Annotated in this window: 18 protein-coding genes and 1 pseudogene; 10 read left to right on the plus strand and 9 right to left on the minus strand. The window is 40.6% G+C overall.

The genetic code is table 11. The features are described 5' to 3' along the window. Nucleotides 1–70 precede the first annotated feature (70 nt). Nucleotides 71–1,072, minus strand: a complete 1,002-nt coding sequence (gene cobT, locus TES1_RS05075; protein ID WP_084340022.1) for a nicotinate mononucleotide-dependent phosphoribosyltransferase CobT — start codon at nt 1,070–1,072, stop codon at nt 71–73. Nucleotides 1,073–1,165: 93 nt separating this feature from the next. Here cobT and TES1_RS05080 point away from each other — a divergent pair, with 93 nt between their 5' ends. From TES1_RS05080 to TES1_RS05090, 3 genes are read left to right on the plus strand one after another with little or no spacing between them, the layout of a single operon-like run. After that, nucleotides 1,166–3,028: an ABC transporter substrate-binding protein gene (locus TES1_RS05080; RefSeq protein WP_042680808.1), complete on the plus strand. Its 1,863-nt coding sequence runs from the start codon at nt 1,166–1,168 to the stop codon at nt 3,026–3,028. A gap of 35 nt (nt 3,029–3,063) precedes the next feature. Beyond that, nucleotides 3,064–3,789: a radical SAM protein gene (locus TES1_RS05085; protein WP_042680809.1), complete on the plus strand. Its 726-nt coding sequence runs from the start codon at nt 3,064–3,066 to the stop codon at nt 3,787–3,789. 1 nt (nt 3,790) lies between these two features. After that, on the plus strand, nt 3,791–5,239 hold the full coding sequence (locus TES1_RS05090) for a cobyric acid synthase (RefSeq protein WP_042680810.1): 1,449 nt from the start codon (nt 3,791–3,793) through the stop codon (nt 5,237–5,239). Nucleotides 5,240–5,400: 161 nt separating this feature from the next. Here TES1_RS05090 and TES1_RS11085 read toward each other — a convergent pair whose 3' ends face one another. Continuing rightward, nucleotides 5,401–5,586, minus strand: a complete 186-nt coding sequence (locus TES1_RS11085; RefSeq protein ID WP_227738527.1) for a hypothetical protein — start codon at nt 5,584–5,586, stop codon at nt 5,401–5,403. On the opposite strand from TES1_RS11085, the gene TES1_RS05095 reads away from it, so the two are divergent. Continuing rightward, nucleotides 5,558–6,448: an MJ1477/TM1410 family putative glycoside hydrolase gene (locus TES1_RS05095; RefSeq protein ID WP_265100809.1), complete on the plus strand. Its 891-nt coding sequence runs from the start codon at nt 5,558–5,560 to the stop codon at nt 6,446–6,448. The genes TES1_RS11085 and TES1_RS05095 overlap by 29 nt on opposite strands. Here TES1_RS05095 and TES1_RS05100 read toward each other — a convergent pair. The 6 genes from TES1_RS05100 to TES1_RS05125 form a co-directional block, all read right to left on the minus strand. Then, nucleotides 6,439–6,981 (minus strand): NTP transferase domain-containing protein, encoded by a 543-nt coding sequence (locus TES1_RS05100; RefSeq protein ID WP_042680814.1) that lies wholly within the window; start codon nt 6,979–6,981, stop codon nt 6,439–6,441. The two genes, TES1_RS05095 and TES1_RS05100, sit on opposite strands and share 10 nt — an antisense overlap. Then, nucleotides 6,978–7,673, minus strand: a complete 696-nt coding sequence (gene cobS / locus TES1_RS05105) for an adenosylcobinamide-GDP ribazoletransferase (RefSeq protein ID WP_042680816.1) — start codon at nt 7,671–7,673, stop codon at nt 6,978–6,980. The genes TES1_RS05100 and cobS overlap by 4 nt, the downstream gene beginning before the upstream one ends. A 187-nt stretch (nt 7,674–7,860) precedes the next feature. Then, nucleotides 7,861–8,304 (minus strand): alpha-ribazole phosphatase CobZ, encoded by a 444-nt coding sequence (cobZ, locus tag TES1_RS05110; RefSeq protein ID WP_042680818.1) that lies wholly within the window; start codon nt 8,302–8,304, stop codon nt 7,861–7,863. After that, the gene (locus TES1_RS05115) at nt 8,301–8,942 is read right to left on the minus strand and encodes a PAB0415 family putative ATP pyrophosphatase (protein ID WP_042680820.1); all 642 of its coding nucleotides are present in this window, start codon (nt 8,940–8,942) and stop codon (nt 8,301–8,303) included. The genes cobZ and TES1_RS05115 overlap by 4 nt, the downstream gene beginning before the upstream one ends. Then, on the minus strand, nt 8,939–9,187 hold the full coding sequence (locus TES1_RS05120; RefSeq protein WP_042680822.1) for a hypothetical protein: 249 nt from the start codon (nt 9,185–9,187) through the stop codon (nt 8,939–8,941). The genes TES1_RS05115 and TES1_RS05120 overlap by 4 nt, the downstream gene beginning before the upstream one ends. 76 nt (nt 9,188–9,263) lie before the next feature. Further along, on the minus strand, nt 9,264–10,436 hold the full coding sequence (locus TES1_RS05125) for a radical SAM protein (protein WP_042680824.1): 1,173 nt from the start codon (nt 10,434–10,436) through the stop codon (nt 9,264–9,266). 33 nt (nt 10,437–10,469) lie between these two features. Here TES1_RS05125 and TES1_RS05130 point away from each other — a divergent pair, with 33 nt between their 5' ends. From TES1_RS05130 to TES1_RS05160, 6 genes and pseudogenes are all read left to right on the plus strand, one after another. After that, nucleotides 10,470–11,213 (plus strand): uracil-DNA glycosylase family protein, encoded by a 744-nt coding sequence (locus TES1_RS05130; protein ID WP_042680825.1) that lies wholly within the window; start codon nt 10,470–10,472, stop codon nt 11,211–11,213. Between the two features lie 21 nt (nt 11,214–11,234). Continuing rightward, nucleotides 11,235–12,650 carry an ATP-binding protein gene (locus TES1_RS05135; protein ID WP_042680827.1) on the plus strand — a complete coding sequence of 472 codons (1,416 nt, stop codon included), beginning with the start codon at nt 11,235–11,237 and terminating at the stop codon, nt 12,648–12,650. 374 nt (nt 12,651–13,024) lie between these two features. After that, the gene (gene cbiB / locus TES1_RS05145; RefSeq protein ID WP_042680831.1) at nt 13,025–13,903 is read left to right on the plus strand and encodes an adenosylcobinamide-phosphate synthase CbiB; all 879 of its coding nucleotides are present in this window, start codon (nt 13,025–13,027) and stop codon (nt 13,901–13,903) included. 15 nt (nt 13,904–13,918) lie between these two features. Continuing rightward, complete coding sequence (locus TES1_RS05150) at nt 13,919–14,215, plus strand: nucleotidyltransferase family protein (RefSeq protein ID WP_042680833.1); 297 nt, start codon at nt 13,919–13,921, stop codon at nt 14,213–14,215. Then, nucleotides 14,208–14,549 (plus strand): annotated as a pseudogene (locus tag TES1_RS05155) (HepT-like ribonuclease domain-containing protein). The gene TES1_RS05150 and the pseudogene TES1_RS05155 overlap by 8 nt, the downstream one beginning before the upstream one ends. Continuing rightward, nucleotides 14,549–15,523 (plus strand): aminotransferase class I/II-fold pyridoxal phosphate-dependent enzyme, encoded by a 975-nt coding sequence (locus TES1_RS05160; RefSeq protein ID WP_042680835.1) that lies wholly within the window; start codon nt 14,549–14,551, stop codon nt 15,521–15,523. Before TES1_RS05155 ends, TES1_RS05160 begins: the two are co-directional and overlap by 1 nt. On the opposite strand, the gene TES1_RS05165 is transcribed toward TES1_RS05160, so the two are convergent. Next, on the minus strand, nt 15,495–16,001 hold the full coding sequence (locus TES1_RS05165; RefSeq protein WP_042680837.1) for a 4Fe-4S dicluster domain-containing protein: 507 nt from the start codon (nt 15,999–16,001) through the stop codon (nt 15,495–15,497). The two genes, TES1_RS05160 and TES1_RS05165, sit on opposite strands and share 29 nt — an antisense overlap. Nucleotides 16,002–16,005 lie beyond the last annotated feature (4 nt).

The raw sequence follows: 16,005 nt of genomic DNA on the forward strand, positions 1-16,005 counted from the left end.
TTTTGTCTGTTTTATTTTTTGTTGCTCTAAAAATGTAAAGTGAAAGTAAAAATACAGAAAAACAACGAATTCAAGCTTTTCCCCCAATCTTCATTAGCCTTTCATAAAGCTCATCAACCTTCTTTGCGACATCTTCAACAGTAAAGCCTTTCTTAACGGCCAGCCAAACTGCTCCTCCTGCTCCCACGCCTTCTTTCACATAGCCCCTCTCATAATCTTGCAGACCCTTAAACCTGCTCTTTGAAAAATCAAGCTCGGCATAGTAGTAAATTATACTGATGTCTTTTGCTGTCTCCTTGAACGTTGAACTCTCATCATTTACAACCCACTTCGTCGTAGCAATCATGAATCTGCTCAAATCTTCTCCCATTGCCTTGAGGAGAGCAACTACTGCAAGCATTTGAGTTCCACCAGCTAAGACAACTTTGCCCTTAAATCCTTGAGAAATCCCAATAACCGTTGCCATCATTGGATCGCCGAACTCTTCCAATGCTCTTAAAGGATCATCTTTGAGATCTCCTTTCTCAACGCCAGCTCTCTTGAAGCCCTCCATGATTACCTTCTCCTTCAAGTTTTGTGGATTGTTTGGCGAAGCTGATGAAGTTCTTGCCCTATATCCCAAAGCCCAGAGAACTGCTTGAGCCGTTGTAGTTCCTCCAGGTGTTGATTCCCCAATTACAATTTCTTTTAATCCGAGCTTGTTTAGTTGATCTCCAAAGAGTTTGGCCTTTTCTATGATTTCCCTGGCCTCTGGAAGAGCTTTTTGTTTTCTAAAGTCTCTTCCAACAGCATCACTTATGTGAACATGAGGAACTAATGGAGCTAGATATGTACCTCCCCTAACAATTACAATTGGAAAATCCGCCAACTCTTTAGCGGCTTTTGTGATTATAGCCGGTGTTGGGTGACCTTCTGGGGTAACGGGGATAACATCAATGATTTTAGGCTTTTCATAAAACAGATATTCGGCATCTGCCGGAGGAGTCAGCTTTGTCAGTTCTGGTGTTGCTCCAGCAACACTTATTCCTGAAATTGTGCTTATCTCAGTATTTCCCAAAACTACCAGCATCATGGTTACCACCTCTGGCAATTTTATCCAACAAACTTATATACCCTTCGCCTATATTTTTGCTGAAGATTGGACAAATAATCCAAGGTGGGAATCATGAAGAAAAAAACTGCTTTGCTGTTGATATTGCTGATGTTTGGAGTAATAATAGCAGGCTGTATAAATCAACAGACATCTTCAACCCCAAGCACAAATCCAACAAGCACAGCCACTCAAACAACCTCACCCCTTAAAGAGACGGCAACAGCCCAGCCAACTTCAACTACACAAGTTCCAACAGACACCGAAAAACCAAAGTATCCGATTACTATTACCGATTTTGCAGATAGAAAAGTCACCATTGAGAAAGAGCCCCAGAAAATTGTTTCCTTAGCTCCAAGTATAACCGAAACCCTATACTTCCTCGGGGCTTTGGATAAAGTTGTAGGTGTTACCCAATATGATGATTTTCCACCTGGAGTTCAAGAAGGTAGAACAGTTATCGGTGGATTTAGCAATCCAAATATCGAAATAATTGCATCTCTGAAGCCTGATTTAGTCATTGCCACATCTATGCACATGAAGTACCTTGATCAACTTGAGCAGATTGCCCCAGTTATAATCATTGACCCCAAGAACATGGATGACATCTACAAAGCGATTGAGCTTCTCGGCAAGGTTGTCAACAAGGAAGAACAGGCACAAAAAGTCATTGCAGATATGAAGTCGAAGGTCGAGGAAATTCAAAATGCAGTTAAGAACAAGTCAAAAGTCAGGGTCTTTTATGTTGTCTGGAATAATCCTCTGATGACTGCTGGAAAGGGAACTTTCATTGATGATTTGATTAAATTAGCTGGTGGAGAAAACATATTCAGTGATGTTGAAGGTTGGGCTCAGGTGAGTGTAGAACAGGTTTTGGCTAAAGACCCAGAAGTCATAATTCTCACGCCTCATTGTGGAATGACAGTTCAAGACATATACAACAGCGAACTTTCAAAGACAACAGCCGCCAAGGAAGGAAAAGTTGTGGTCATTCAAAATGATAACGTTCTCGTAAGACCCTCACCTAGAATAGTCCAAGGCCTTGAGGAACTCGCAAAGGCTATTCATCCTGATGCCTTTGGAGGAAAATACCCACTCACTGTTGTTGACTTCATGAACAGAACAGTCACAATTGAAAAAGAGCCCCAAAGAATTGTCTCACTTGCACCAAGTATAACAGAAACTCTGTTCTATATAGGTGCCGGTGATAAGGTTGTTGGCGTTACAAAGTACGATGACTTCCCACCTCAAGTAGCTAATATTACGAAAATTGGTGGCTTTAGCGATCCTAATGTTGAGATTATCGCATCACTTAAGCCAGACTTGATTATCGGAACTTCAATGCACATTAAATATCTTGACCAGCTCCAGCAGATTGCGCCAGTAATAATCGTTGCGCCAAGAAACATTGATGAAATCTATAAACAAATTGAGCTTTTGGGTAAGGTTACCAACAGGGAAGAATATGCACAGAGTGTTGTTAATGATATGAAGGCAAAAGTTGAGTACATAACTTCAATGGTCAAGGACAAGCCAAAGCCAAAGGTTTTCTTCATAAGCTGGTGGAACCCAATCTACACTCCAGGAAAGGATACATTCCAAGGGGATCTTATTAAACTAGCTGGTGGAGAGAATTTATTCAATGATTTAACTGGCTGGGCACAGGTGAGCATTGAGCAGGTGTTGGCAAGAAATCCAGAAATCATAATACTCTCAGCTCATGCTGGAATTTCACCAGAACAGCTCTGCGAGGCAGAGCTCGCAAAGACAGATGCCGTGAAGAACGGCAGAGTTTATGTTATAAGCGATGACAACATAATTTCGCGTCCAGGGCCTAGGATTGTGCTGGGCTTAGAAGAGCTAGCGGAGTTCATACATCCTGAAGTTTTCAACTATGAACCGCAACCATTGAAATGCAGCGCTACAGCTTCTGGTTAAACTTTCTCTTCTTACTATTTCTTTTGGTGATTGCTATGACGAATGTTTACCACATTGTCCAATTTCAAAGCGGAGATGCATATGTGCTTTTCTATGGTTGCCATTGGCGCTGTTCTTATTGTGTATGGGCGTTTGAAAAATGGAATCTGTGTCTTCCAAACGATTTAAAGAGAAAGCTTGATAAGCTGTGGATCAAGAAGAACATTAAATTTTTGAGCATTGAGGAAGTTGTGGGAATTTTAAAGGAAAACGGTGTTAAGTTAGCTTTTTTCGGAGGCGGAGAGCCTACAATTGATAGAGAGCTCAAACCGTTGATAAAACGCCTGAAAAAAGAAGGGATTGACGTGTGGCTTGTTACTAATGGCGAGCTTTTGGATAAGGAGCTTGTTGATTTGGTAAAAGGAATAACATTCAGCATAAAAGCCCTTGATGATGAGCTTCACAAGAAAATAACTGGAGTTCCTAACTATAAGGCTCTTGAGAACTTTAAGCGCTTTGCAAAAAGCGGAAAAATAGTTGCCGAAACTGTTTATGTTAAAGATCTAGTAGAATGTGATGAAATCCTAAAAATAGCTAAGTTTATCGTATCACTAAACCCAGACATCAGGTTCAGAATTGACCCCCTTGTCCAGAATCCTGTATATGAAGAGGTTGATGAATGCATAAGGAAAGTGAGAAAAATCCTGCCAAACACATATAGAATAAAGGCAACAGGAAAAGGTAAGCTTCCTAATTTGCTTTATCCCAAACTAGGTGAGTAAAATGGGAAAGGCGCTCATGATTCAAGGAACATCATCTGGAGCTGGAAAATCTCTCTTAGCATTAGCTTTGTGCAGAATCTTCACAAATATGGGCTATGACGTAGTCCCATTCAAGAGTCAAAACATGAGCCTAAACTCTGCTCCAAGTATAGAAGGCGGAGAAATTAGCAGAGCGCAGTATTTACAGGCTTTAGCATGCAAAAAGAAACCCTCAATAAAGTTCAATCCAATTCTGCTCAAGCCTGAAGGGAATATGAGGAGTCAAGTTGTATTTATGGGAAAGCCAATAGGAAGCGTCTCCGCTAAAGATTATATGCTCTCTAAGAAGGAGGAGCTTTTTAGAAAAGCCATGCAGGTTTTAGATGAGCTTTTAAAAAAGCATGACATAGTTGTGATTGAAGGTGCCGGCTCACCTGTGGAAATTAATCTCAAAGACTATGATATAGCTAACATGCGTGTTGCAAAGCATGTAGATGCTAAAGTAATCCTCGTTACAGATATTGACAGAGGAGGGAGCTTTGCCTCAATAGTTGGCACAATGGAATTATTAAGCAAAGAAGAGCGGGAACTAGTGATGGGATTTGTCTTCAACAAGTTTAGGGGAGATGTCTCTCTTCTGAAGCCTGGCTTTGAATATCTTGAGAGGAAATACGGTAAGAAAGTTTTGGGTGTAATACCATACACGGAGCACAAAATCCCAGAGGAAGATTCTCTCGTTAGCTTTCCAAAGATTAAGGGCGATTTGCACATCCAAATTATTAAGCTTCCTCATATAAGCAACTTCACAGATTTTGAACCCCTTCATTGGGCAAATGGTATTGATTATGTAACGAAGGCTGAGGAAATCAAAGGGGATTTAATCATAATACCCGGAAGCAAGAATACCGTTGAAGACTTGTTCTGGATGAGAGAGAACGGCATTGAAGATGCTATAGTTCAGGCACACAAAGATGGAGCGTTTGTTGTAGGGATTTGCGGCGGCTTTCAGATGCTCGGAGAGAAAATTATTGACAGCATCGAATCAAAGCGCGGTGAGGTTAAGGGAATTGGACTGTTGAAAGCTAAAACGGTATTTGCTAAAACCAAGAGAACAAACCATTTGAAGGCTGAAGTTCTCTGGGAGCCGTTTAAGGGTATGAGGGTTGAGGGCTATGAGATCAGAATGGGACGCTCTGTATCAGAAAAGCCATTTTCAATAATACGTGAGATAAATGAAACTAAGGCTTTTGAGCCTGAAGGAGCTGTTGGTAGAAGAGTTTTTGGCACTTATCTTCATGGAATCTTCCACAACTTTGAATTTACAGAGCAGTTTTTGAACATGCTTCGCTTAGAAAGGGGTCTTGAACCGATTACAGTGCGGAGATGGAGCATTGAAGAAGAAATCGAACAGTTTGCAAAGATAGTTAAGAAGAGCATTGACATAGATTACATCCTTGAGGTGCTTGAGTAGTCAAAGTTTATTAATTTTGAAGTCCCAGATAAGAGTATGAAAGAGAAATTCACATCTATTGCACTATTAGTTTTGATTATTTTAGCAACTGCGTGTATATCTCATTTTAATTCCACAAACTCAACCCAGATTCCATCCAAGCTTCAAACATCTACCGAATCTCATGCTATTGAAACTACAAGTACTGTTTCTACCCAAACATTTACCACAGCTACTGCTTCAATCTCTGCAACAACTTCCTCAGCAACTACGTCAGCTCCTGCAGAGACACTACCATCAGCTTCCAGTATTCCCAAACCCACGACTTCTTCTCCAATTATGTCAACATCTACATCATCAACACCCACAACCAACTCAACTCTACTTCCAAAAACCTTAACAATCAGTAGCTGGGCGTATCAGCTTCAAAACGCAGACCCTGAGGAAATTGCTAAATCTGGTTTTGATCTTGTAGTTATCGATTACTCAAGAGATGGAACTGATGATAAAGCTTATTCAAGAAGCGAGATTGAAAAAATAAAGGCCGCAGGAGTTATCCCCGTGGCATACATCAGCATTGGCGAGGCTGAAGACTACCGCTTCTACTGGCGCGAAGAGTGGAAAACAAATCCCCCTGCATGGCTTGGCAAAGAAAATCCCGAATGGCCAGGCTGCTATGCTGTAAAATACTGGGATGAGGAGTGGAAGCGCATCGTGTTCGCGTATCTTGATAAGATACTTGCCCAAGGTTTTCAGGGGGTTTACCTTGATAAAGTTGATGAATTTGAATACTGGGCTGATAATGGATATAATGAGAACTGGATAGCAAAACAAATGATAGAACTCATCCTTGAAATAGCAAACTACACAAGAAGCAGAACTGGAGAGACCTTCCTCATAATCCCTCAAAACGGTGAGAACCTTCTCGACTATGATGACGGCAGACTTTTAGCAGCTGTGTCTGGCTGGGCCTCAGAAGATGTGTTCTACAATGGACTTGAGCTAAGTCCGTGGACCGCTGAGAAGGTTTCGTATCTCGATAAAATAATTAGAGTCAAAAAATTTGTGCTTGTAGTGGACTATGTGGATGATGGCACAAGAAGTGAGGAGGACATAAAGAGGATCCTTGATTTTCGCAGCAAAGCGATGAAACGGGGTTATATTCCCTATGCTGCTCTTGTAGATCGGGAACTGGACGAACTTAACATAATTCCAGGAATTCAACCATAGCCTAGTATTTTTGAAATTTTTTCTGCAAGCTTCAACTCCTCAGGGGTATTCACATTCAAGGCCAGCAGTGGATTGCTGAGCTCAAAAAATTCTTCTCCCTCTTCAGCCACAGCATTTAATCCAACAATCGCATATCCTTTATAGACTACAGGGTTGAGATCTTTTGGAACAAGGCTTAGAGGAAGGACTCCTGTTAAGCTTGTCTTTCCATCAAAGGCTTTCTTAATGAGCCAGAAATCACTTGCTTTCACAAAAGGAACGTCTGCAGAGACGCTTATAAAGGGTCCAAACTCTTTTAAAAGCTCTTGAATATCATGAATGTATCCCTTTCCGCTTGTTTCAACAAAGGAGATTCCTTCTTTAATGCAGAATCCCTTCGTTTTAGGCGTATTTTTGCTCAATGCAATTAGAACATCATCAACTTTTTCTGCCTGCTCATAAATCCAGAAAAACATAGGCTTACCTGCAATTTTAAGAATTGGCTTTTCCTTTCCCATTCTGCTTGATTTTCCGCCTGCTAGGATTATTATCATAAATACCACCAAACAAAAGCCAAAATCAAAAGCGTTCCTGCCCTTGTTATTTCAGCTATTGCCCCGATGCAGTCGCCATTTAAACCGCCAAAGTTGTCAAGGCTGAGCTTTATAACATAAGCTCCAATTAAAAGGCATAAAATTGAGAACACTACTTTTTGATTGTAAATTACCAGTGGAAGAAGCAATGCTATGTAAATCAAACTTCCAATGAAAAGCTGCTTTCTGTTCATGGCTTCCATGAAATATGCTCCCAATCCTTTTCCGAGAGGCTTTCTTGTTGCCAATGCAAGAACCATCGCATATTTTGAGTTGAGTTCACTGATGAAAAGGGCATAAAATGGGGCATAGTTCAAGGAATAAACCTGAATGAACAGAACCATAACAACTGCGAAGATTCCTGCTATGCCCGTGTTTAAGTCCTTCATGGCTTTAATTTTCCTTTCTCTGTCTCCTTTAACCATAATTCCATCAGCAAAGTCAGCAAGTCCATCAAGATGAAGCAGGCCTATTGTAAAATACAGGAACAGAACCGTGATTATATTCTTGAGGGGGAAGTCGAAGTAAAGGACAAGTGTAGGCAAAGCTGAAGTGATAACTGCTAAAAGAGGAAACGCCCAAATCTCATGCCTCACCTTTTCAAAATCTCCATGCAAGGGAATTCTCGTCATAAAAGGTATAATATTTTTCATTGGATCACCTCGGCTAATTAATCCAATGTTAAAAAGCCTTAAAAATTCTGCCTCTAATTATCCTGTGCAATGAAGAAAGAACACTACCGAATATTGCTCATCGTTGTTTTGGTTCTTGCCTTCATATACACGCTCGGCTTAGCTGGAATTCTGCCTTTTACGGTCAGCTATTACATTACGATTCTTTTCATATTTCTGTTTCTCTTCCTTCGCTGGGAGTCTCGGCTGAATCGAAATGCATAGTCTCGAAGAGCTTGGTCATGCAGCCAGCTATGAATCCTCCAACTGCATCATCTAAAAATGGGGGTAGCTCTTTTAACATTCCTGGCTTTTTGGTGTCGTAGTAGAAGAAGTTGAAGAGCGCCATCTTTCCGCCAATGTATTCTGCAAGGTCAATGCCAATTAATTCATCTGCAACTAAATTGACTGGGTCTCCTTTGACTTTAAAGTTCTCCTCAAGGAGCAATGCAGCCATAAGAAGGGCTTGAACATTGACATCCTTGAGATAGTGGAGCATCAGGGACTTAAGCTTTCTTCTGACTTCTTCAGCATCATCCCCAATGTAGAGCTCCATAGCTGCATCAAGCATCTTTTCAATGGTTATACCCTTAGATTCGAGCTTTTCAATCATTTTTTCACCAGCCTGAACCTCAACCACCAATACCTTTCACTCTCCTCAACTTTCAACGGCTTTAGCTCAAAGCTCTTCTCGAATAATGGACACTTTAAAACCACCGTGTGGAACTCTGCAAATTCTCCGACAGGGTCAACATCAGGATTTCTTTCTAAAAACCTCTCTAAATCTTCAATGCTTCCGAATGTATATCCAAGCCAATCCTTTGGGAGTTTCTCTTTGTTCACAGCGATAATTGAATATTCAAAGCCAGCGTTGATTATCTCTTTTGCTAACTCAAGCGTGTTTCTGTCCCACAGCGGTTCTAGGGCTTCTGTTCCACTCTTCTCAGCAAGCCATTCAACCCACTTTAAATGATCTTCAAGCAGGACATCACCTGCAATTATGTAATCAACATCGAGGGATGCTATGAACTCAGCTAGGGCTTCACTTCCTTTAGCCATATCAAAAATTAGCAGTTCTCTATTCATTGCATTTGCAATCTTTTTTAGTTCGTCCAGGTTTTCATAGTGAGGTGAAGCTCCAATGGTGGTTTTTAAGATCAAGAGATATGGGACTTTGATCCCTTGTTTTTCAGCTAAGTATGTTGCATAAAGTCCGTCTTTACCTCCCGAAAAGAAGGCTATGCCTTTCAAATTTGTCCCTCCAATTTACCCTGCTCATATTCCTCACGAATCTTTTGAAGAGTTATCTCATCAACATATGGTATTATTGCTCCGCAATCAATGCAAAGCCATGGGTAGGCTCTGATGATTCCACTAAAAGCTGCCTTCAGACCTTTTTTCCAAGGAGCTCTCCAGAAATAAGTTGCGTAACCTTCGTGATTGCTCTTAGCTTTTATCATGGTTCCACCACAGAAGGGACATTTTCTCGTTTCCATAAAACCACCTAAAAATTACAGCAACTTTGGATGTTTTATCCTTTGCTGTCTTTAATCGGTGCAATTGCTTAATTATTTAATTAAATAATTCGTTAATCACATAGTGTCCATCTGTATATTTTAAGACTGGGACGAGTTTTTCAATTAACTCAGGCTTCTTTAAAATGCTCCTCAGCCTCTTCTCATGAGCTTTAAAGCTCCTCGAAAGCCAAGAAGGGTATAACTTCAATCGTTCACCACACAAAAGTCTTTCTCTTTCGCATCTTTCCCATAAGTCCTCTGCTCTCGCTTTTCCTTTTTCGTAAGCTTCCAGATATAAATCCCACAGCGTCGGCCTCCTCGTCCACTCAACTTCTAAAAAGCTCATCCCACAGCAGTCAATGGTTTTAGGCTCGTGAAGATTGAAGAGACCTTCTTTGCACGTTGCAAATGCTAAACCTCTCCTTTTGGATTTCTTTGCAAATAATTCTGCAGTTTTAAGTTTGTACTCAAGAGGAACTTGAATAAGGGGTGTTTCTTCATTTGATGTCCTCGGCAGATATGAGTCCCATTCTTTGCTGTAAACCTCGCTATAGTTGGAAAAGAGTCTTTTATAGAACTCAAAATTTTCTCTTTCAACTCTGAGAAACTCGACTATGACCATTCTAGCACCAGCCCAAGCAATTTCATCTAAAAATTCCTCCACATTTCTGTCGCTTAGCCCCGGAATCAATGGCTGAATCCTAACTACCGTTGGAATTCCGACTTCACTCGCTTTTTCCACTAGCCTTAATCTTTCTTCAATTGAACTTGCTAAAGGTTCAAGGATTCTAACTTCCTTAGCGTCTTTCTCTGCCGTTATGCTGACTTGAAGAACCAGCAAACCTTCAGACGCCAAATCTTCAAGGACTTTGAGGTGTTTTTCTGAGGGATAAAGTTTTGTATTCACAATCACTGGCACTTTGAGCTTGTATGCCAACTTAAGTGCTTTGAGTGTTATTTTAGCTGGGGATTGAAAGGGGTCACTTAGAGCCGAGAATCTAACTGGAGCTACTGGAATGTTCTTTTCCACGAGTTTTCCCAAAGCTTTGATTAATCTAAAAACATCAAAAATAGGCCTAGGACTCCCATGAGAACCTCTATACCACCTTGCATAGCAGTAAGCACATCCAAGTGAGCAAGTTGTGAAGACTTCTCCTCTAATTATGCTGTGACATAGACCACTCACGTGACTGCTTGTGCCGATTGTAAAGTATTCCAGCTTGACCATCACTGATATAAATGCAAGTTTTGATTTATATTCATGCTGCTGAGATTTGAAAGTCTGAAAAAGATCGGCGACATTTACATCAACCCAAGGAACTTTAAAATTATGCCACTATTTTTGAGAGACTGGAGAGATTTACTCTTCCTAGACGAGAAAACTTATGGAATTTATGCTAAGACTATTTACAATCCAAAAGAGCGCTTTTTAATTAAAAGCGAGAAAGATGAGCAAAAGGCATTCAAACTTGTGGAGCTGTACAATGAATTGCTTAAAAATCCCACCAAGTTATGTCACAAGGAATACTACGAATACCAGCTCAAGGTTAAACAGTTTGAGGGCTTGCCTTTTGCTAATGGTTGGGTTGGTTCAAAGGTTGTTTTAGTTGGAGAAGCTCCGGGAAGGAAAGGCTGTGGATACACGGGAATATGCTTTTATAGAGATGCCTCTGGAATGCTGCTCAGAAAAGCTCTCTTTTCCCTTGGCATTAACCCGGATTTTGTGTATATCACAAATGTTGTAAAATGCAATCCCCCAGAGAATAAGCTCAAAGGATTCGATGAGCGAGAGCTTTCTCTTCTCAAGAAAGAGCTTGAAATTTTAAGACCAAAAACAATTTTTGCCCTAGGAAGGACAGCAGAAAAAGCGTTGAAAAGAAGTGGCTTTGATGCTATCTATTTGAGACATCCAGCCTGGTACGTGCGCAGAGGCTTGAGAGAGCCAAGCGAGGAGATGCTGGAAGAGTATGAGGTCATAAGGAAAAGCTTAAATATTACCAAATAAGTAATATACTTGGTGAGTAATATGTTCTACAACAGGAAGGTTGAGCTTGAAAAGCTTGAAAAAATTTATGCCCATCCAGGTTCAACTTTCATTGTCATTTATGGGCGGCGGAGAGTAGGTAAAACAGCGCTCGTTAGGGAGTTCCTTAAGAATAAGCTCGGTCTTTACTTTTTTGTCGGAGAGAAGGATGAAGCAATGTTGATTGGAGAATACTTGAAAGAGATAGAAAATGTTCTCGGTGAGCACCTTCCAAGCTACTTTACACCAAGATTTTCTTCCCTTGAAGAGCTCTTTGAATTTTTGCTTAGCTTTTCTAAGGAGCAAAAGCTTATTGTTGTCTTTGATGAGTTCCAGAACTTTCGCTCAGTTAAACCCTCTTTCTTCTCTTCCCTTCAAAAGCTGTGGGACATGAAAGGGGACTCCAATCTTATACTCATTGGGGTGGGTTCATATGTTGGCATGATGAAGCGCATTTTCATGGATAACAAGGAACCGCTTTTTGGCAGAGTTGATGAATGGATAAAGCTGAGACCGTTTGACTTCTGGACTGCCTATGATTTCGTGAATACATTTGCTAATGTGTCCCCTAATCATTTTGTTGAGCTTTACTCCGCCCTCGGTGGCATGCCCCGATACCTTCTTTACTTGAAGAGATACTACACAGGAAACGTGGCTGAAACTCTCAATAATCTCTTTTTCGATGAGTTTGCCCCCCTCCGTGAAGAGGGCTTAAATACACTCAAGCTTGAGTTTGGCAGATTTTACCGCTCATACTTCTCGATACTGGAAGCTGTTAGCCTTGGCTATGTTACGCCAAAGGAAATAAGCGACAAGACCGGGCTTAAGCTTCTCACCGTTGGCAAGTATCTCAGCGAGCTGACGAATCATTACGAATACTTGAGGAGGGAAGTGCCCGTTACCGAAGACCCACGAAAGACAAGGAAAGTGTCTTACAGAGTAGCTGATGAGTTCTTCAACTTCTGGTTCCGATTCGTCTATCACAACTACACATACCTGGAGGAAGGCAACCTTGATCTGGTGCTTGATGATCTGGAAAAGAACTTTCCAGCCTTTGTTGGAAAAACCTATGAGAGGACAGCCCTTGAATTCGTTAAGCAGATAAATCTGGGCTTTAAACCTATGAGGGTTGGCCGCTGGTGGCACAAAGGAGAGGAAATAGATGTTGTTGCCTATGACAGAGAAAATATAGCATTGTTTGAAGTTAAGTGGAGTGACCTGAAAAAAATTGATGTCTCAAGGATTCTCAGGAAGCTCAAGAGAAAGTCCAAACTTTTGCCCCTTACTGGAAGTCTTCGGTTGGGAGTTATCGCCAGAACCATTGAAGATAAGGAACATTTTTTGGAAAATGGTTTTCTGGTGTTTGATCTTGAGGATTTGTTGCTGAAAAGAAAAAAGAAAGAGCATCAGCAACTTTAAATCCATTAAGTCAAACACCAATCTTCTCCTCTCAGCTTCTCTTTTTCAGCCCTCTTTGCCACATGTCCGTAGATTTTTCAGTTGTCAGGTACAGCTAATTCCGCTTTCATTTTCAAATTTTTTAGTATTTTTCTGGCTATCCTTTTCTACCTAAGTTCCTCCCCTTCACCCCAACAAAATCCTCAAAGTGCTCTATCGGATGTTCAATTAAACCAAGCTCTATCTCCTCTTTAAACGGATAAATAAATGAGTAGGAAGAGCTGACAAAGGAAATCAGTGAGCTTAGAATGCTCGTCCTTAAAAAGTTCTCATGACTAAACAACAGGAAAACTCAAAAGTTAAAAGGACAAAATATCCAGCTATTCAAGATGAACATGGAGTACATCTGGATATTCATACTCGCCATTATCTGGGACTTAACTCTGGGTGAGCCTCCCGTTTTGCTTCACCCTACAGTGTGGTTTGGTAAGCTAATCGGCTTTTTTGATAGGCATTACAAAAGAAGGAGTCCAGCTTTAGATTTTGCTGCAGGAGCTTTTGCTTCCCTATTTGTGATTGCATTTGCTTTTGCTCTTTCAAGGCTTCCAGAGTTTTTACCTAAATGGATAGGTTTTGCTTTGAGCGTTTACTTCCTAAAGAGCTCATTTGCTATCAAAAGCCTTGCTCAGCACGTGAAAAACACAATAAAGGAGGATATTGAGGAGCAGCGAAAGTATGTCAGCTGGATTGTGAGCAGAGATGTATCAAAGCTGGATAGGGCTCATTTAAATTCAGCAGCAATTGAAAGCTTAGCTGAGAACATAACTGACAGCGTAGTTGCCCCTCTATTCTATTATCTTATCTTTGGACTAAGTGGTGCTCTAGTTTATAGAGCTGTAAACACCCTCGATGCCATGATTGGATACAAAAATGAACGCTATCTTTATTTTGGCAGGTTTGCAGCTCGTTTTGACGATTTGCTTAACTTTGTTCCTGCAAGAATTACCGTTCTGCTGTTTCTACCCTTTAATCCAAGAAAAGTCATAGAATACTGGAGAAAAGCCAAGTTCAAGCTTAACTCTGATAAGCCAATAGCCGCAATGAGTGCCGTTTTAGAGGTTTGGCTTGAGAAAACAGGCGTTTACAGATTTGAGGGGAAAGAACCGACATTAGAGGATATTAGAAAAGCTTTAAAGGTTTATTGGATTGTAGTTGGAGAATGGATAGCATTTGTATTTGTTTCCGAAATCGTTAAATCGTTTTTTGTACAATAACTGAAGGGGATAGTGATGAAGTCCCTTGAGGAGATTGAGGAAATCCTGCGCAGGCACAAAGACGAACTGCATAAAAGATTCGGTGTAAAAAAGATTGCAATTTTCGGATCATATGCGAGAGGAGAAGCTGATGAGCTTAGTGATATTGATATCCTCATTGAGTTTGAGAGACCAATTGGTTGGGAAATTGTGGATTTAAAAGAGTATCTTGAGGAAATCCTCGGAGTTAGAGTTGATTTAATTACTAAAAACGCTGCATTAAGCCGAAAAAGATTGTGGGAACAAATTAGGAGGGACATTGTTTATGTCTAAGAGGGACTATCGGCTTTTTCTTCAAGACATACTGGAAAGTATTGAACGAATTGAGGAATATACAGAAGGATATAATTTCGAAACCTTTGCAAAAGACAGAAAAACTTGTGATGCCGTTCTGAGAAACTTGGAGATAATTGGAGAAGCTGCCAAGCATATCCCTGAGAATATACGGATGCAACATCCCGAAATTCCATGGAAGCGCGTGATTTGATTAAGAAACGTAGTTATCCATCATTATTTTGGTGTCGATTTGAGCATAGTTTGGGTGATTATTAAAAAGCAGCTTCCTGAATTAAAGAAAGCTGTAATCAGCTTGCTGGAGGAAATATAATGCTTAAACCAGTTAAATTTAAAGCTTGCCACGGCGGTGCAAGAGAAGAAGGGCTGCTGGATTTTTCTGCCTCTCTAAATCCTTACCTTCCAGAATGGATAGATGATATGTTTGAACGTGCTAAGGCCTTAAGCAATCGCTACATTTATTGGGAAAAACTTGAGGAAGAACTCTCGAATTTGATTGGCGAAAACGTAACAGTCACAGCGGGAATAACTGAGGCTTTGTATTTACTTGGCATCCTTGCGATGAAAGAAAGAAGGAAGGTAATTATCCCAGAGCACACTTATGAAGAGTATGAAAGAATTGCAAGGATTTTTAATGCTGAGGTTATCAGAGCTCCAAATAACCCAGAAGCGTTGGCTGAATTTGTTGCAAAGAGGAGCATTGTCTTCTTCTGCAATCCAAACAACCCAGATGGCAAATTTTATCCGCCAAAAAAACTTAAACCTTTAATTCAAGCGGTGGAAGATACAGATTCACTCCTGGTTTTAGACGAGGCATTCATAGATTTCGTTAAAGATGCCAGAAGCCCAGAAGGAGAAAACATTGTAAAGCTGAGAACATTTACAAAAAATTACGGCCTTCCTGGAATACGGGTCGGCTACGTCATTGGCTTCAGTGAGGCTTTTAAAAGCGTTAGAATGCCTTGGAGCATTGGTTCCCTAGGCTATGCTTTTTTGGAGTTCGTTATCAAAGATGAGTTTAAGCATTTGAAAAAAACTATGCCTCTAATCTGGAAAGAAAAAGAAAGAATAGAAAAGGTCCTCAATGTCAAAAGCGATGCAAACTTCTTCATAAAAAATGTCGGAGATGCAAAAAGAGCAGTTGAATTCTTCAAAAAGAAAAGAATAGCAGTTAGAGACTGCACATCTTTTGGCCTGCCAGAATATGTTCGCTTCAGTGTGAGAAAAAGAGAAGAAAACGAAAAGCTGATAGATGCTTTCAGAGAATTCTTCCAATGCTCTCCATAACAGTGGAGGAGATCCTCTCTCTTGCAATCTTTTCTGCAGTTCTCCTTCTGATCTCGTCTTCAACTTCCTCTGGTCTTCCAAAGAATATTGCCTCTGCTGGACACATTTCACTGCACGCAGGCTCTAAGCCAACCCTTCTTCTGTCAGCACACATGTCACACTTTGTGACCACCTTAAGCCTTGCTTCATAGCTTGGAGCACCAAATGGACAGACTGCGAGACACATGAGACAGCCAATACACTTCTTGGGGTCAATGATTACTGCACCATCGGTGTCCTTGTAGATAGCATTTGATGGACATACATTCATACATGGAGCTTTCTCACAGTGTCTACAGTTTATTGGAATCGGCAACCCTGATTCAGTGTAGTAAATTCTTATGTGAGGTTTTCCATGGTGAATAAACTCACAAACACTTTGACATGTTTCACATCCAATACACAAGCTGTAATCAACGTGAAGAATTCTCCTTGCCATTTTA

The sequence above is a fragment of the Thermococcus paralvinellae genome, assembly GCF_000517445.1.
Taxonomy (GTDB): Archaea; Methanobacteriota_B; Thermococci; order Thermococcales; family Thermococcaceae; genus Thermococcus_B; species Thermococcus_B paralvinellae.

Bases quoted from the DNA above. Each gene is read 5' to 3' on its own strand.
- cobS (WP_042680816.1), bottom strand. From the start codon at position 7,673: ATGAAAAATATTATACCTTTTATGACGAGAATTCCCTTGCATGGAGAT.
- TES1_RS05085 (WP_042680809.1), top strand. From the start codon at position 3,064: ATGACGAATGTTTACCACATTGTCCAATTTCAAAGCGGAGATGCATAT.
- TES1_RS05090 (WP_042680810.1), top strand. From the start codon at position 3,791: ATGGGAAAGGCGCTCATGATTCAAGGAACATCATCTGGAGCTGGAAAA.
- TES1_RS05165 (WP_042680837.1), bottom strand. From the start codon at position 16,001: ATGGCAAGGAGAATTCTTCACGTTGATTACAGCTTGTGTATTGGATGT.
- TES1_RS05125 (WP_042680824.1), bottom strand. From the start codon at position 10,436: ATGGTCAAGCTGGAATACTTTACAATCGGCACAAGCAGTCACGTGAGT.
- cobZ (WP_042680818.1), bottom strand. From the start codon at position 8,304: ATGATTGAAAAGCTCGAATCTAAGGGTATAACCATTGAAAAGATGCTT.
- TES1_RS05100 (WP_042680814.1), bottom strand. From the start codon at position 6,981: ATGATAATAATCCTAGCAGGCGGAAAATCAAGCAGAATGGGAAAGGAA.
- TES1_RS05095 (WP_265100809.1), top strand. From the start codon at position 5,558: ATGTCAACATCTACATCATCAACACCCACAACCAACTCAACTCTACTT.
- TES1_RS05120 (WP_042680822.1), bottom strand. From the start codon at position 9,187: ATGGAAACGAGAAAATGTCCCTTCTGTGGTGGAACCATGATAAAAGCT.
- TES1_RS05080 (WP_042680808.1), top strand. From the start codon at position 1,166: ATGAAGAAAAAAACTGCTTTGCTGTTGATATTGCTGATGTTTGGAGTA.
- TES1_RS05150 (WP_042680833.1), top strand. From the start codon at position 13,919: ATGAAGTCCCTTGAGGAGATTGAGGAAATCCTGCGCAGGCACAAAGAC.
- TES1_RS05160 (WP_042680835.1), top strand. From the start codon at position 14,549: ATGCTTAAACCAGTTAAATTTAAAGCTTGCCACGGCGGTGCAAGAGAA.
- cbiB (WP_042680831.1), top strand. From the start codon at position 13,025: ATGGAGTACATCTGGATATTCATACTCGCCATTATCTGGGACTTAACT.
- TES1_RS05130 (WP_042680825.1), top strand. From the start codon at position 10,470: ATGCTGCTGAGATTTGAAAGTCTGAAAAAGATCGGCGACATTTACATC.
- cobT (WP_084340022.1), bottom strand. From the start codon at position 1,072: ATGATGCTGGTAGTTTTGGGAAATACTGAGATAAGCACAATTTCAGGA.
- TES1_RS05135 (WP_042680827.1), top strand. From the start codon at position 11,235: ATGTTCTACAACAGGAAGGTTGAGCTTGAAAAGCTTGAAAAAATTTAT.